Source organism: Persicobacter diffluens, from assembly GCF_036244895.1.
GTDB classification, from domain to species: Bacteria; Bacteroidota; Bacteroidia; order Cytophagales; family Cyclobacteriaceae; genus Persicobacter; species Persicobacter diffluens.
Window position 1 is genome coordinate 1,344,604 of the sequence record NZ_BQKE01000001.1, and the last position, 15,896, is coordinate 1,360,499.

The following is a 15,896-nucleotide window of genomic DNA, read 5'->3' on the forward strand; positions in this document are numbered from 1 at the left end:
GGTTTTTTTGATTGTTGACGCAAAGAAAGATGAAAAATTCCATATATTTTTATATATTAGTATTATCGAATACATAAACAAACGTTATGAATTATACTTTACATCAATTACAGATCTTTCTGGAGGTGGTCAAGCAGGAGAGTGTAACCCGCGCTGCTGAGGCAATGCATATGACTCAGCCGGCATTGTCGATTCAAATGCGCAATTTTCAGCAACAGTTTGATCGACCTTTAATGGAAGTGGTGGGAAGAAAAATTTATATAACAGATTTTGGGAAAGAAATTGCGGAAATGGCGGGTCGCGTAGTGAAAGAGGCGCAGGAAATTAAATTTCAGACCAAGGAATACAGTGGGGAGCTATCAGGAAGTTTGAAAATTTCTGTAGTTTCTACCGGAAAATATGTGATGCCTTACTTCTTAGCGGAATTTTTGGATTTGCACCATGCGGTGGACCTTCAACTGGACGTTACCAATAAGTCTTTGGTGGTGGAAAGTCTGAAACAGAATCAGGTGGATTTCGCACTGGTTTCTGTCCGCCCGGACCGAATGGATTTGGAATCCATTGATTTGCTGGAGAACAAACTTTATATGGTGGGGAATAAAGAGCAATTTGATGCGGATCGCCCTTTTATCTTCCGGGAAAAAGGCTCTGCTACCCGGAAGGGGATGGATGAGTTTCTCAAGTCCCGTAAAAACCGTAAGCGTTTGGAGCTGACCTCGAATGAGGCGGTGAAGCAGGCGGTGATTGCCGGGCTGGGTTATTCCATTATTCCTTTGATCGGGACGAAACATGAACTGGAAAATGGAGATTTATTTATTATACCCACGGAGGGTTTGCCGATTAAGACGATGTGGCAGTTGGTATGGTTAAAAGGAAAGCGACATAGTCCGGCGGCCAAGGCTTATTTAGAGTTTCTTTCTGAACGGAAAGAGGCTTTAGCGAAATTACACTTTGAATGGTATATGTAGAACTGATCATAGGGAGTAGGAACAGGGTGTTAATGTGGTTGTGCGCACTGGCGTTTTTGTTGGGTGCCCGGGCGGTAAATGCGCAGCAGGATTACCGGCATTATCATGAGCAGGTGCTGAAGGTGGAAGACCAGATCATGCTGGAAAACTTTGATTCGGCCACGGTGCTGTATCAGGGCTTGTTTTCGGATTATGAATTTGTGTTTCAGCGGGATTGGTGGGTGGGTGCGCAATGTGCCTTTATTTCCGGAGAAGATGAACTTGCTTTGAAATGGCTGGAGTTTGGCATGAAGGCCGGTTTGGAATGGAGGGAGATCAAAGATTTTTCACTATTTCGTCCCTTAAAGAAAATTGATTATTGGAAATCGCTGGAAAAGAAAAAAGCGGATTATCGGCGGGAATATGAAACCAAATTGGATTCCCCTCCTGCCCGGAAAATGGAAGCCATGTTCAGGAAAGATCAGGCATTGGCTTTTAAATCTTTATTTCGATTTTCAGAAAACAAACGGAATAAATTTGCCGAGGAAGTCTTCGCCATTCAAAGTGAAAAGCACCTGCAAGAAATTCAAAAAATTATTGATTTGGTGGGCGTACCAGGAGAACGCATGGTAGGAGAACCTATTTGGCTCTCCGTGATGCTCTCTCATCATAATGGCATCTCTCAGGACTATTCCGAAAAAGATACCCTTTACTTGAAGATGAAGCCTGAATTGCTTCAGGCCATTCAGGTAGGATTCCTTTCCCCCTATGTGTACGGTTGGGTGGAAGATTGGTATTGGTCTGTGCTCACACAGGGAGCTGAAAATGCTTATGGGATGTTGAACGCCCCGGACAAAGCACAACAAGCGGAGGTCAATATTAATCGGGGCCGGGTGGGCATGCGCCCATGGGAAAATGAAAAACGGCTGAATCAGGTGGAGCGGAAATATGGCTTGAATTTAAAACTTACAGGAGATCTTTAAGGGGGAGCGGAGATCGGCTTGAATGGGTGAGGGAAATTATATCGAATAATATAGATTGATTTCAATAAAAGTGTTTATTTAGTGCTGACTAAATTTGTATTCAATGAGACGCCATTCTATTTTCCTACTTGGTTTAATTTTTTTCATTTCCTGTAATCAAGCACAAAAACAGGATCCTGAGTCAGCACAAGGCCAGTACCAAACCCCTGCCCATGAGACGACTCACCCACTAACCGCTTCTTTTTGGCGACTGTATGAAAATGAAATGATTTATGGGGAGAAGCATCATATTTCGTCCAAAAATCAATCTCTTTGTTATTATCCGGATGGTCGATTATTTTTTAATGGTGTCTATGGTTCATGGGTTTTGGATGACGAAGTAGTCAAACATCAACTGAACCGGGAAGATGAAGTCGCCATGAATTTTGGAGGAGATTTTATCATAGAAAATCTGACAGATTCTTCTTTGGTGATTACCAAGCTGATGGACAGCAAAGGGGAGATGAAAAGGAGAATGTACTTTAAAGCTTCAAAAACCTTAACCCCGAACCCTCAGCCACATTCCGGTGCACCCTATCATTTTTTGGGAGAGCTTAATCAACAACTTTTGGATTCTCTGCATGCCATGTCCAAAGCGGCATTATTTGATGCCGGATTTACGATATTGAGAAATGATATGATTCATATTTTGAAGGAAGATACTTTACATATTATTGGTTTAAATCAATCAGAAAACTGGTATCAAAAGCAGGCTTTGAATTAGTTTCAATAAAGAAGAAGGAATGAGGGGTTGATGTTTTATCCTTTAATGTCAAAAACCATTATGCCATGGAAAAGAAAGCGACATTAGCCAGTCGGTTAAAAGAGGTGCTCACAGAAGGGGAGTGGGTGACCGGTACCAATTTCAAAGCGCAAATTGAAAAGTTAAGCTGGCAGCAGGCTACCCATACAGTGGCCGAATTGAATACCATCGCTGACCTTACTTTTCATATCCGTTATTATCTCAAAGGTGTGGGGGATGTATTGGACGGTGGCCCGCTGAAAATCCATGATCAATACAGCTTCGATTATATGGGCGTAGAGGAGGAAGAAGATTGGCAACAGTTGAGAAATGATTTCCTTCAAGAGGCAGATCGCTTTATCAGCCTGGTAGAACAAATGCCCGAAGCGCAATTGTCTGCTCCCTTTGTGGAGGAAAAATATGGTAGCTGGGAAAGGAATATTAATGTGATGATCGAGCATGTGTATTATCATCTGGGGCAGGTGGTGTTGATCAGGAAGTTGATGGGGGAGTAGGAGTGAGGAAAATCCCTTTGCATCGTTTTAAGCGCTGATCGAAGGATTGTACTTTAACCAAAATTATCTATTATCCGGAACAAATACCACCCCAACGGGGTGACACTAATCAGCGATGGGTGATCACCCACCGAATAGCATTTCATTGCTCAACATTAAGCCTGAAAGGCTTAAATATTGCTCTCATAAATTCTCCTAAATGATTGTTATAAATTTTCATTGAACCCCTTCAGGGTTCGGGGAGCGTCGTGTATTTTGCCGATGGGTTTTCACCCATCGCTATTAAATTTAATCCCTTCGGGATAAGGGTTTTGCTTTGAATAAAATCATGAGTTTTCAGGTATCTTTTCCCTTTTAGATCAAAGCCCGCTCCACTCTGGTTGAAGCGTCGCGCTTCGACCAGAGTTGCCCTTTCCCTCCACCTGTAGATCCAAAATGTCCGGATCCATCTTGTACGACCAAAAATGCACCCTGCCCCATAAGCCCTGAATTCCCCAAAATCTCCCCTCAAATTTTGCCAAATCGACCTTTTGGTTATTTTTGTGGCGACTCTATAAACTAATTTTTACGCTTTATTTTTTTCGTACGCTCAATCACATGAAGAAAAATTTTTTGTTATTCACGCTTATCTTTTTATTAATATCTTCCTGCTTTCCAACGGTGAGCTATGAATACAATGATTGGAGGAATAAAATGCCAGATGAGATTAGAGATGCCTTTCCGGATCCTATAAAGTCTAAAGTATTTCTATATACTACTCACGAAATTTTAATTAAAGAAAGGTTAGGCTATTTTAGATATAGTGTCACGTTTCGAGGGATAAGGGAGAAGAACTTTCATTATTGGAAAGATTCATTACAGCAAGTGGCAAGGATGGTAAAATCTGCAGATGAGGGTATTTATATTCCTTTTGGCTTCCAATTAAAGCATGACGAAAAGCCTAAAATTTCACCCAACAATCTCACAGTCAGATCTTTCAAAGAAAAATATTCAAGTTTGGATTCTCTTCCGGTTCCACATCCGACAGATTTTTACTCTAAGAGATCTAGTACAAGGTCAGGTTACCCAGAAAACACCAAAATAGTCGTATTTGATGCTAAGCCAGGAGAGTATCTCCCTGACTCATTACTGAGGGATGGGGAATATATGCCAGAAGTTTGGTATAATGGATATAGTAAGGGCGTAATTATTGATGACGAATCTAATAAACTAATTTTTTGGGGTATTCTTTGGTGATGAAAATTGTACCCCTTTTGTTTTAAGCTTCGAGATTTGATCAAGGTTGCCTTTCATCCGGTACATATCAAACCCCGAAAGGGTGACACTAATTAGCGATGGGTGATAACCCATCGAATAGGATTCCATCGCTCAACATTAAGCCTGAAAGGCTTAAACATTGCTCCCATAAATTCTCCCAATAATTGTTATAGATTTTCATTTAACCCCTTCAGGGTTCGGGTGTTTTGTGGTATTTTTTCGATGGGTTTTCTCCCATCGCTATTAAATTTAATCCCTTCGGGATAGGGGTTTTGCTTCGAATAAAATTATTGGTTTTCAGGCAACTTCCTTTCAGAGGAGGTCTTGGTTGTACAAATTTGATCTAGTCATGGCATCTCCTTACATCATAGGCCTTCCTTAAAAACTTACCCCCCCCCCTTTCACAACCTCACTGGTCAAGGCGGACCGCTTTGTCCTTTTTTAAAGATCGATGATATGCAGCATAAAGGAGGATTAGAAATTTGTTTTTTAAATTATTAGGTCTATCGAAATATAAATAATTAGAGTTAATAATTAATTTTATATTTATTTGGATAGTTGGGGTAATTTAATTTTCTTAGCTTAAGAATCGATCCCAAAAAGAAGCGTTGCTGCATGGTGTAATCAATTGATAATTAAGGGGGTTGTTCCGGGAGGAATGAATCTAATTAATCGAGTATGAGAAATTTGATAATCATATTGTTGTTGGTGTTCCCTCTTAGCGTCTATTGTCAGTCTGAGGAACGAAAAAATTATTTCCCTATATGGACTTTTCATCAGAAGAATATTAACATTCATGGTGTTTCTATAGGGTTAGGTTCAAGTCGGGCAGAGTATAGAAATACAAATACGAATGGACTTAAATTTGAAATAATAGGGACTGGATTATTATGTCTTTTTCTATTTCAAAGTCCTATTCAAGATTATGAAGGAAAATATTTAGAATTAAGAAAAGAACCAAAGTCCGAGATAATTAATGGACTAAATATATCTATTTCAGGGACCTCAAGTAATTCTATTTCAAATGGTATTTCAGCAGGGCTAGTAGGACAATATAATTACCAAATAAACGGAATTTCGTTTTCCTGCTTAATGAATTTTAGCGAAATACACAACGGACTTCAAATGGCACTTCACAACGAATCATATATAGTTAATGGACTTCAAATAGGATTTGCTAATAATTCAAAGAATGCAACTGGTTTGAGTTTAGGTTTCGTGAACAGTACTGAAAATTTGAAAGGAATTCAGATTGGTGTTTGGAATACTAATCAGAAAAGGACTTTGCCTTTAATAAACTGGAGTTTTAAATAAAATTACGACGTCTCCCTATACTCCTTTCCCTGCATACGCCCTTGCCTATATTTGAAGAAACTAGGATAATTCATTGCATAATAGATGAAAGTTCTCCTCCCCGTCCTGTATGGAGTTTTGGATTCACAATCTCCACACCTCTTCGTGGTAAGGGAAGTACCTTTGATAAAATCAATGGGTTCCTTTTGAGGATGAGAAACTAATCCATTTTTAGAGAAGCTATAATCCGGCAAGGGAAGGAAATCCTGATGGAGAATCTTAAAAATCACAGAACTCTCTCAGCAGACTGCGCTTCCCAATAAGTAGACCCCAAAAATTTCTCTCTATACTTCCCCCACATCCTGCACTCAAAAAATACCTCCTCCCCACACCCCCTCTTTCTCCCCAAAACCTTCCCTCAAATTTTGCCAAACCGACCTTTTGGTTATTTTTGTGCCTACTGAATACTAAAGATTAACCATGTCAAGAAAATATTTCCTGAAAATCGCTGAGGAATTGGCGATTAGCCAAACTCAGGTAGCCAATACGGCAGAGTTGTTGGATGAGGGGGCGACGGTTCCGTTTATCGCCCGATACAGAAAGGAACAGACCGGTACATTGGATGAGGTGGCCATTGCGGCAATTCGTGATCGCATGGAGCAATTGCGCGAGCTGGACAAGCGTCGCGAGGCGATCTTGAAATCATTGAAAGAACAAGAAAAATTGACGGACGAATTGGAAGCGGCAGTTATGGCGGCCGAAACCATGAGTCAGTTGGAAGATATTTACCTGCCTTATAAGCCGAAGCGTCGTACCCGTGCGACCATCGCGCGTGAGAAAGGGCTGGAGCCTTTGGCGGAGAAAATTTTCTCTGAGGAGCAGTTCACTTTGGAAGAGTTTGCGGCCTCCTTTATTGATGGCGAAAAAGAGGTGGAAGATGTGGAGCAGGCTTTGGCCGGTGCGCGTGACATCATTGCCGAGTGGGTGAATGAAGATGCCGATGCCCGTGCCGACATGCGTGAGCTTTTTGAAAAAGAAGGCCGTTTTGTGGCGCGTGTGATCACCGGTAAGGAGCAGGAAGGAGAGAAGTATAAAGATTATTTCGATTGGGATGAGGACATCAAGTCTGCGCCTTCTCACCGTGTGTTGGCCATGCGCCGCGCGGAGAAGGAATTGATCATCACCCTGGAATCTTCTCCGGAGGAAGGCGATGCCCTTTATAGTCTGGAAAATCGTTTCGTTACGCGTCAGGATGCTGTAGGCGAGCAGGTCACTTTGGCCGTGCGCGATAGCTACCGCCGATTGATGAAGCCATCGATGGAGACGGAGGTACGTACTACCACCAAACAACGCGCGGATGAAGAAGCCATTCGCGTATTCCGTGAGAATTTGGCCCAACTGCTGATGGCTTCCCCTATGGGGCAGAAGCGGGTGATGGGGATTGACCCGGGATACCGTACCGGTTGTAAAGTCGTGGTTTTGGATGCGCAAGGCAAGTTGGAAGATCACACTGTGATTTACCCGACCAATGGGGCATTCAAAAAGCAGGAGGCTGAAGCTGTATTGCTGGCCTGGTGCGAGAAGTACAATGTGGAAGCCATTGCGATTGGTAACGGAACGGCTTCCCGCGAGACGGAAACATTGGTGCGTGACCTGAAAATTCCAAACACCACCGTCGTGGTTGTGAACGAGAGCGGTGCTTCTGTTTATTCCGCTTCCGAGGTGGCTCGTAAGGAATTCCCGGATCATGATATCACCGTTCGTGGAGCAGTATCTATTGGCCGTCGATTGATGGATCCTTTGGCTGAATTGGTAAAGATCGATCCGAAATCTATCGGTGTCGGGCAATATCAGCACGATGTGGACCAGTTCCAGTTGAAAAAAGGCCTGGACGATACCGTATCTTCCTGTGTGAATGCCGTAGGCGTGGAGCTGAATACCGCTTCCAAAGAATTATTGACCTACGTTTCCGGTTTGGGTCCATCCCTGGCCGAGAATATTATTCAATACCGAAATGAGCACGGCGCTTTTGCTTCCCGTGCAGATTTGAAAAACGTGCCGCGTTTGGGGCCAAAAGCTTTCGAACAGGCGGCAGGTTTCCTTCGTGTGCGTGATGCCAAAAACCCATTGGACCGTTCGGCAGTACACCCGGAGCGTTACAAATTGGTACAGCAAATGGCCAAGGATTTGGGCGTTTCTGTGGATCAGTTGATGTCGGATGCGGAAAGCCGTCAACGTATTGATTTGAAAAAATATGTATCCGAAGAAGTGGGGATGCCGACTTTGGAAGATATCATGAAAGAGCTGGACAAGCCGGGTCGTGACCCTCGTGAGAAGTTCGAAATCTTCCAGTTTGCCGATGGCATCTCGGAGATCGAGCACCTGAAGATGGGCATGAAGTTGCCGGGCATCGTGACCAATATTACCGCTTTTGGTGCTTTCGTGGATGTCGGGGTGCATCAGGATGGTTTGGTACACGTGAGCCATTTGTCGGATCAGTTCGTGGACGATCCCGCCAAAGTAGTGAAGGTAGCGCAGAAAGTAGAGGTCACTGTGATGGAAGTGGATATCCCACGCAAGCGCATCAGCTTGTCCATGAAGGCCGATCCGTTCAATACCGACAAGCCTGCCCGCGGACAGAAGTCCGGCAGAAATCGTCAGCAGGAAAATCGCGGACGTCAGCAGAGCAATGACCGTCGCGGCAATCGCCGACCACAGCGTGAGGAATCTTCGGCTGATGGGGATTTGCAGGCGAAGCTGGCCATGCTCAAAGGAAAATTTAAATAAGATTTAAGCCCCCGCATCAACATTTGGCGGGGGAATGCGTATTCAATCGCAGGCTGAGAACGTGCTTTTAAACATGCTCTATGCTTCGGCCTGTGATTTTTAATTTTTATCAAGCAATATGAGTCATCCAAAAATAAAATCCACTACCGTCTGCGCCGTTGTTCATAATGGTCAGGTGGCTATTGGGGCCGATGGCCAGGCCACTATGGGCAATACCGTCGCAAAAAGTAATGTGCGGAAAATCCGTAAGCTGGCGGATGGTAAAATCGTTTTGGGCTTTGCCGGATCTACGGCCGATGCTTTCACCCTGATGGAGCGCTTCGATGAGAAGCTGGGCACCTATGGGGGCAATATGAAACGCGCCGCCATCGAATTGGCCAAAGACTGGCGAATGGATCGTTATCTTCGTCGTCTGGAAGCCATGATGATCGTGGCCAACAAAGAAGAAGTTTTGGTGATTTCCGGTACCGGGGACGTTTTAGAGCCGGACAATGGCGTAGCCACTATTGGTTCCGGTTCCATGTATGCACAGTCTGCCGCATTGGCACTGAAAAAGCATGCACCGAACCTCACCGCCAAGGAAATGGTAGAAGAGTCCCTGCATATTGCCGCCGACATTTGCATCTACACCAACCATAATTTGATTGTAGAAACAGTAGCGGAATAAGTCGCTGCTCACCTAATTCAAAAAGGACAAGTTCTTCAGGGGGCTTGTCCTTTTTTCATGCCTTATGTTTTGGTAAAAGGAGGCTTTCTTTTTTTGGGGCCGTGCCTCACAAGCTCAGCACCGGGCTGGCGGCAGTCGCTATTTTGGTGCGCCATTCCAACAAAACCGCCAAAGATGTCGCTGACCAAAATGAGCTCCAACAATGCCTTCATCCCTCGGCCGGGGGGCTTCGTGGGGGCGAAGAACCACAATCACCCCTTTACTTTGATTCTCCCATTAATTCCCTAAATCGATTTCTGTTGTGGAGGAATAGCCCTTAGTCACATTTCCTTAACCTTATCTTAATCCCTTCTCCTCAATATTTACTAACTTTAGGGCGATACTTCAATAGCACAACCTACATTTAAATGGCTCCCTACATTCATTGGAATCCCGACCCGGAGATCGTTAACCTCTTCGGCATATCGATCCGTTATTACGGGCTCTTTTTTGTCACTGGAATAATTCTTTGCATCAAAGTCATCGAACAGATTTTTAAGCAGGAGGGCATCCCTCGCAAAAATTCAGAAGTACTGACCCAATACGGGGTGCTCGGAATTTTTGTCGGTGCCCGTCTGGCGCATTGCTTTTTTTATGATTGGGATTATTATTCAAACCACTTGCTCGAAATATTATTACCCATCAGGATGTTCCCTTCGGGCGACTTTGAAATCATCGGCTATCAAGGGCTGGCGAGTCATGGCGGTGCTCTGGGATTAATCCTGGCTTTGTTTTTTTACTCCCGCCGATGTCATCACCAATTCCTGGAGATTTTGGATATTATTGCCATCACCACTGGTCTTGGAGGAGGCTTTATCCGCATATCCAATTTCTTCAATTCCGAAATAATCGGAAAAGCCACCGGATCCAGTTGGTATGGAGTGGTGTTTGATCGCGTTGATCAAATTCCCCGACATCCTGCACAAATCTATGAGTCACTGGCTTATTTCTTTATTTTCTGCTTAATGATCATGATCTACCGATCGAAAAGAATAGCGCTGGGCCGTGGCTTTTATTTTGGCTTAACGCTGAGCCTGATTTTCTGCTTTCGCTTTGGGGTGGAATTTTTTAAAGTCAATCAGTCCTCCTTTGAGGAGGGGATGGCTTTGAATATGGGGCAGTGGTTGAGTATCCCTTACATTATCGTTGGTTTGGGCTTTGTGCTGTATGCCTGGTTTGGCAGGAGAAAAATGATATCCGTTTATTGATGAAAGTGCCTTCTCCCTGGAAATAGTGAGAAATTCCCGGATTTAGAATGGGCATTTCTTATGATCGCTGGCCTTGAAAGTGTTGGCGATCCGGGAGTCGTCAGTTCGAAGCTTTATGAGTGATTTTTCGGGCGAATAGCCCGACAGGGACAGGGATGAAGCGGGTTTGTTTAAGCTCTTTTGGCCAAGCTAAGGGCGTAGCGCTTCGGCCAAAAAGCGAGCCGCGCGAGCCCGGTGCTGCCGTCTAAGCGGCAGGAGTCCTCCAAAAAGGAATTCTCAAATATTTGAATGGGGGGGAAGGGAGCAGCTGTTAGCTTTGTAGAGTTAAAGGAGTGTTATTTTGAAATATGGGAGCATCAGTTGGGCTTATGAAACACTATAGCCGCTTGTGATCATTTTTTTGCGGATATTTTCCAATGCCATTCCCAATAGGTTATACACAGTTTTGGGTTTGATTTCCATTATTTCAGCAATTTCCTGCACCCGTAGTCCGTCAAATTTAGCCAGACGGAAGACCATCTGTTGTTGCGGAGCCAGGCTGCTAACCATAATTTCTAATACCTGTTGAAGGTCTGCATATTGCACCTGATCGTTTCCATCATCCCCTATAATTGGGAGGTCTGTTTCGAGACTCTGGCTTTCTGACTTTCTGGAAGATTTATCTATTAGGTTAAGGGCCGTGTTTTTTACTGCTCGGAATAAATAAGCTTCCATGGAAGTTTTGATGATTTGTTTTTTTCGATTTTTCCAAAGATTTAGAAAAACATCACCAACTACATCTTCAGCTTCTGTTTCTGATAGCTTCATTGCTTTGGCAAATCCGACCAATCGATCATGGTACTTTATGAACAGGTCACTGAATTCTTCCTGGTTGTTAAAGGATTCATGTTTAGAAAATAGTCCCATTGTTTTGATTCAGGTTTGAGGCAAAGGTAGTGTATGCGGTTTTCGCTAAGTGAAGTTTAAGTTCAAAGCTATGTTATACCGAAATTAGAGCGCGGTTAAGGTAGTAAAGTGGGCTTAATATTTGGGGTGGTTATAGTGGGCTTTGTTATCCATTTGTGAATGTTAAAATTTATATGGGAATTTATAGGGTGTTGTCTGTCTATATGATCGGAATCGATTTTTTATATAAAATGAATGAACTGATCGGGAAATATTTTTTCAATGAACTGACGTCCGGAGAGCAGAAACAATTAGAGGAATGGCGGACTGCGCATCCGGATAATGAAGCTTATTTTCAGGATATTGCCCGTCTGCAGGAATGTAAAGTCAGTCGGGAGGTGAATCTAAATTCCTTTATTAAGGTGAATCAGCTCAATGAAAAAATCCGGGACTATGAGTATGGGCGGAGTATTGAAAGAAAACGGAAGGCATACCAATATTCAGGTGCGGCCGCACTTTTAATTTTGGTGCTATTCGGAGGGGTGATGTACGGGCTTATGGGGACTTTTGTTCCAGAGGAGGACTGCACAGTTCTGGCTAAAGCCGGTAGCCGGGCTGTTGCCGGAGAGAAAAGGTCTCCGATAATTTTCAAAACGAATCAGCCTTATAAGCGGGTGAGTTTACCGGATGGAAGTGAGGTGACTTTGAGGGCTGGAGCAGAGCTGAAATGGATGTGGGATTTTCATCAACAGTACCGGACCGTTAGGCTAAAGGGTGAGGCTTTTTTTGATATTAAGCGGGATGAGGAACACCCTTTCCGATTATATGCGAATAATAGTCGGACAGAGGTTTTGGGCACTTCTTTTAATGTGGAGCAGTCCGTGGAGGGGGTAAAGTTGTGCTTGTTTAGTGGACAAGTGAAATTCGGGTTGGCTTCTGTTAAGGAGGAGGTTGTGCTGCAGCCCGGGCAGGCCGTGAGTTTTTCTGAAAAGGATAGGCAAATGGTATTGGGTGATTTTGATGAGGAGGCCGTCTCAGACTGGACTAAAGGAATTCTTCGTTTTGATCAGAGCCCGATGTCCGAGGTCGTGAACAAGCTAAATAAACATTACAATGGTCAGTACCGACTGAGCAGTAATGAAGATTTTTCGACATTAAAATTTACGGGAGTATTTACTGATGTTCCGGTAGCGGAAGTCTTGGATATGATGGGGCAGGTGCTCCATATTAAGGCAGTCCATCATGAACAAGAAAAAATAATAACAAAGTTGTGGGAGTAGATCGGCAAACCTTTCCCACAACCGTATAAACCAAACCAAAAATATGACAATTTTTACAAAAAGCAAGGCGGCCGGCATTCTGATGCTGGCGGCAGGAGCATTCTTTGTCCCGAATTTCGGGCAGGCCGCTCCTGAATGGCCTGTAATTCAGCTGGAAGAAGGAGAACGCATAACGCTGAAAAACTTGTTTAAGCAGATTGAGAAAAGCACGGATTACCGTTTTGTTTTTTCTCAGGAGGTGGATGTGCTACAGACGGTGGAAGTAGAGAATACTTCCCTTGGTATTAAAGAGCTGCAAAAGGTACTGCAAGAGCAGCTTGGCCTGAATTGTAATCAGCAAGGGAATAATATTCTGATTACGCCCGGAACGCAAAAGCAAAAGCTGACGCAAAATGTAAAAGTGAAGGGAGTAGTGCTGGATAATTATGGTGAGCCTATTATCGGGGCTACGATTGTATTGAAAGGAACACAGCAGGGAGGGATTACCGATATTGAAGGTAAATTTAGTCTGAACCTGGAAGGGGTAACGTCGGAGGATCGTTTGGAAGTTAGCTTTTTGGGATATGAAGATAGTGAGGTGAAGCTGGGGAATCAGTCGGATTTCCGTATTGTACTGAAAGAATTTTTCGCAGAGCTGAATGAGGTGGTGGTCGTTGGTTATGGCGAGATGGAAAAGAAGGATGTCACCGGAGCGGTTGCTTCGGTGAGTGGTGAAAGCCTGAATGATATGGCCACGGCCAACTTTCTGGATGCTGCTCAGGGCAAGGTGGCCGGCCTGGATGTGAATATTGGAAGTGCTGCTCCGGGGCAGCAGATGGACATTGTGATTCGTGGGAATAGTTCGATCACGGCCTCCAATGCGCCAGTAGTGGTGGTGGATGGAATGCCGATTGAAGGTGGACTGAATGAGATTAACCCGAACGATATTGAATCCATGGAGGTGTTAAAAGATGCTTCTTCTACCGCCATTTATGGTTCCCGTGGTGCGAATGGGGTGATTTTGATTACTACCAAAAGAGGAAAGTCCGGGCAAACGCGCGTTTCGGTGGATTCTTATGTGGGGGTAACTTCTGTGTCCAATAAACTGAACCTGATGAATGGGGAGGAATTTGCGGAAATGAAAAGAGAGGCTTACCGTACAGCCGGTAACCTGATGCCGGATGATCAATTGTTCGATCCGATAGCCTATAATAATTTACAGCATGGAAATTATACTGACTGGCAGGACTTGACGTACCATAATGGTATACAACAGAATCACCAGATCAGCATCGTAGGAGGGAATGATAAATTAAGAACGGCCGTAAGCGGTGGATTTTATGAGGAGCAGGGGATTATGGATAATTATGATTTCAACCGAATAAACCTGCGTACCAATATTGATTATGATGCTTTTGATTGGTTGACGGTGGGAACGTCCACGATGTTCTCCTCCTCGACTCAGAATACCGGACCCGGAGGTCAGAATATTTTTGATAATATTGTTCGCCTGAATCCGCTGGGAGACGCTTACGATGAGGATGGGAATATTCTTTTTCGCCCGACCACTGATGAGGGACAGCGCTCTAACCCATTATCGGATATTGAAAATATCACCAATGAGGTGAAGAATAACCGCTTTCTGTCTAACCTCTATGCGGAGGCCAAAATTTTACCCTGGTTATCTTACCGCGTGAATGTAGGTCTGGATTATTTATATGAAAACTCCGGTGCTTTTTATGGTAGTGAGTCTTCACGTCAGCAGGGTGGAAACAATCGTGCGGAGGTGGTGAACCGCAGGAAGATGGGCTATATGGTAGACAATATTTTATCGGCTAAAAAGACCTGGAACGATCATAAGTTGAATGTGACCCTGATGACGGGAATGCAGGGAGAGAACAGTACCTATGCGCATATTTATGCCAACCGAATTCCGAATGATGAGTTTCTGTGGCATAATATCGGATCGGCTGAGGAAATTCAATCGGTAGGCTCTGACTATGCTGACTGGATGCTCTTGTCTTATATGGCACGTGTTAATTATACCTTCAAGGACCGTTATATCTTTACGGTGAGTTCACGTCGAGATGGCTCCAGTCGTTTTGGTGATGGTTATAAATACGGTCTGTTTCCATCGGCTGCTTTCGCCTGGAGATTGAAGGAAGAAACGTTTATGCAGTCGGCAGAATGGCTGGATGATCTGAAGCTACGCGTGAGTTATGGAGCTGCCGGAAATACCGGGATTCCGCCTTATCAGTCTTTGGGTAGTTTGCATAGCTCCAACTACGTGTATGGCGATCGTGGGGCTTCCGGCTTCCGTTTTCAGGATTTGGCGAACCCGGATTTGCGTTGGGAAAAAACGGCTTCTTTTAATGTGGGTATTGATCACTCTGTTTGGAGCGGGAGAATTAGCGGAAGTATTGAATATTATAATTCTTTGACTACAGACTTGTTGTTGGAGCGTCAATTACCGGCTTCCACAGGCTATGAATCTGTATTGCAAAATGTGGGAAGCGTGAGAAATTCAGGTATTGAATTTAACCTGAATACGGTGAACGTAGTGACCAAGGATTTCCGCTGGAATACCAACGTGAACTTTTCCTACAACAAAAATCAAGTGGTGGATCTTTACGGTACCGGAATGGATGATGTGGGGAATGCTTGGTTTATTGGTCAGCCGATCAATGTGATTTATGATCATCGTAAATTGGGCATCTGGCAGTTGGAAGAGCAGGAAGAGGCCTTAGCAAAAGGTTTTCAGCCCGGAGAACTGAAAGTGACAGAGGAACGTGAGATTATCGGTTACCGTGATCCGCAATGGATTGCCGGTATGACCAATAGTTTTAGCTATAAAGGCTGGGAATTCAGCTTCTTGTTAACCGGAAAATTTGGTTATGAAATTTATAGTGGTCTGCATTCTTCAGCCGGTCGCCTGGACGGAAGATACAATAATTTCCGACAGGATTACTGGACGCCGGACAATCCGACTAATGCTTATCCAAGACCTGATGCGGCCACTCAGGGCCCTAAATTTGGTAGTTCCAATAATGTATTCAGAGGAGATTTTATCCGATTGAAGAATGTGACTCTGGCTTATAACTTCAATGCGAAGCAGTTAGAGCGAATCGGTTTGAAGAACCTTAGAATTTATGCACAGGCCAAAAACCCGGCCATCTGGACAGAATACGAAGGTTATGATCCTGAATTCGGGACCAGCACTGCTTACCCGGCGGTCTCTACTTACTTAATGGGAATCAATTTAAGCTTTTAATTAT

Annotated in this window: 12 protein-coding genes; 11 read left to right on the forward strand and 1 reads right to left on the reverse strand. The window is 44.0% G+C overall.

Translation table 11 applies throughout. The annotated features are described in order from the left end of the window. Nucleotides 1–86: 86 nt before the first annotated feature. The 9 genes from AAA970_RS05660 (at nucleotide 87) to lgt (ending at nucleotide 10,477) form a co-directional block, all read left to right on the forward strand. A complete protein-coding gene (locus AAA970_RS05660; protein ID WP_060685944.1) occupies nucleotides 87–968 on the forward strand; it encodes a LysR substrate-binding domain-containing protein in 882 nt (293 codons plus the stop codon). Beyond that, the gene (locus AAA970_RS05665) at nucleotides 956–1,930 is read left to right on the forward strand and encodes a hypothetical protein (protein ID WP_338236285.1); all 975 of its coding nucleotides are present in this window, start codon (nucleotides 956–958) and stop codon (nucleotides 1,928–1,930) included. Before AAA970_RS05660 ends, AAA970_RS05665 begins: the two co-directional genes overlap by 13 nt. 103 nt (nucleotides 1,931–2,033) lie before the next feature. Then, nucleotides 2,034–2,693, forward strand: coding sequence for a hypothetical protein (locus AAA970_RS05670; RefSeq protein ID WP_338236286.1), 660 nt, complete (start codon nucleotides 2,034–2,036; stop codon nucleotides 2,691–2,693). Nucleotides 2,694–2,758: 65 nt separating this feature from the next. Next, nucleotides 2,759–3,226, forward strand: a complete 468-nt coding sequence (locus tag AAA970_RS05675; protein WP_338236287.1) for a DinB family protein — start codon at nucleotides 2,759–2,761, stop codon at nucleotides 3,224–3,226. A 597-nt stretch (nucleotides 3,227–3,823) separates the two neighbouring features. Next, nucleotides 3,824–4,462 carry a hypothetical protein gene (locus AAA970_RS05680; RefSeq protein WP_338236288.1) on the forward strand — a complete coding sequence of 213 codons (639 nt, stop codon included), beginning with the start codon at nucleotides 3,824–3,826 and terminating at the stop codon, nucleotides 4,460–4,462. A gap of 699 nt (nucleotides 4,463–5,161) precedes the next feature. Then, complete coding sequence (locus AAA970_RS05685; protein ID WP_338236289.1) at nucleotides 5,162–5,797, forward strand: LA_2272 family surface repeat-containing protein; 636 nt, start codon at nucleotides 5,162–5,164, stop codon at nucleotides 5,795–5,797. 459 nt (nucleotides 5,798–6,256) lie between these two features. Beyond that, nucleotides 6,257–8,563, forward strand: a complete 2,307-nt coding sequence (locus AAA970_RS05690; protein ID WP_338236290.1) for a Tex family protein — start codon at nucleotides 6,257–6,259, stop codon at nucleotides 8,561–8,563. Nucleotides 8,564–8,681: 118 nt separating this feature from the next. Beyond that, nucleotides 8,682–9,230 carry an ATP-dependent protease subunit HslV gene (hslV, locus tag AAA970_RS05695; protein ID WP_338236291.1) on the forward strand — a complete coding sequence of 183 codons (549 nt, stop codon included), beginning with the start codon at nucleotides 8,682–8,684 and terminating at the stop codon, nucleotides 9,228–9,230. Between the two features lie 407 nt (nucleotides 9,231–9,637). Next, the gene (gene lgt / locus AAA970_RS05700; RefSeq protein WP_338236292.1) at nucleotides 9,638–10,477 is read left to right on the forward strand and encodes a prolipoprotein diacylglyceryl transferase; all 840 of its coding nucleotides are present in this window, start codon (nucleotides 9,638–9,640) and stop codon (nucleotides 10,475–10,477) included. Nucleotides 10,478–10,843: 366 nt separating this feature from the next. Here lgt and AAA970_RS05705 read toward each other — a convergent pair whose 3' ends face one another. Further along, entirely contained in the window at nucleotides 10,844–11,383 is a 540-nt protein-coding gene (locus AAA970_RS05705; protein ID WP_338236293.1) for an RNA polymerase sigma factor, read from the reverse strand. Nucleotides 11,384–11,556: 173 nt separating this feature from the next. Here AAA970_RS05705 and AAA970_RS05710 point away from each other — a divergent pair, with 173 nt between their 5' ends. Continuing rightward, complete coding sequence (locus AAA970_RS05710) at nucleotides 11,557–12,642, forward strand: FecR family protein (protein WP_338236294.1); 1,086 nt, start codon at nucleotides 11,557–11,559, stop codon at nucleotides 12,640–12,642. Between the two features lie 43 nt (nucleotides 12,643–12,685). Next, nucleotides 12,686–15,892 (forward strand): SusC/RagA family TonB-linked outer membrane protein, encoded by a 3,207-nt coding sequence (locus tag AAA970_RS05715; protein WP_338236295.1) that lies wholly within the window; start codon nucleotides 12,686–12,688, stop codon nucleotides 15,890–15,892. Nucleotides 15,893–15,896: the final 4 nt, after the last annotated feature.

Coding starts and splice junctions, on each gene's coding strand:
- AAA970_RS05660 (WP_060685944.1), top strand. CDS start 87: ATGAATTATACTTTACATCAATTACAGATCTTTCTGGAGGTGGTCAAG.
- AAA970_RS05665 (WP_338236285.1), top strand. CDS start 956: ATGGTATATGTAGAACTGATCATAGGGAGTAGGAACAGGGTGTTAATG.
- AAA970_RS05670 (WP_338236286.1), top strand. CDS start 2,034: ATGAGACGCCATTCTATTTTCCTACTTGGTTTAATTTTTTTCATTTCC.
- AAA970_RS05675 (WP_338236287.1), top strand. CDS start 2,759: ATGGAAAAGAAAGCGACATTAGCCAGTCGGTTAAAAGAGGTGCTCACA.
- AAA970_RS05680 (WP_338236288.1), top strand. CDS start 3,824: ATGAAGAAAAATTTTTTGTTATTCACGCTTATCTTTTTATTAATATCT.
- AAA970_RS05685 (WP_338236289.1), top strand. CDS start 5,162: ATGAGAAATTTGATAATCATATTGTTGTTGGTGTTCCCTCTTAGCGTC.
- AAA970_RS05690 (WP_338236290.1), top strand. CDS start 6,257: ATGTCAAGAAAATATTTCCTGAAAATCGCTGAGGAATTGGCGATTAGC.
- hslV (WP_338236291.1), top strand. CDS start 8,682: ATGAGTCATCCAAAAATAAAATCCACTACCGTCTGCGCCGTTGTTCAT.
- lgt (WP_338236292.1), top strand. CDS start 9,638: ATGGCTCCCTACATTCATTGGAATCCCGACCCGGAGATCGTTAACCTC.
- AAA970_RS05705 (WP_338236293.1), bottom strand. CDS start 11,383: ATGGGACTATTTTCTAAACATGAATCCTTTAACAACCAGGAAGAATTC.
- AAA970_RS05710 (WP_338236294.1), top strand. CDS start 11,557: ATGGGAATTTATAGGGTGTTGTCTGTCTATATGATCGGAATCGATTTT.
- AAA970_RS05715 (WP_338236295.1), top strand. CDS start 12,686: ATGACAATTTTTACAAAAAGCAAGGCGGCCGGCATTCTGATGCTGGCG.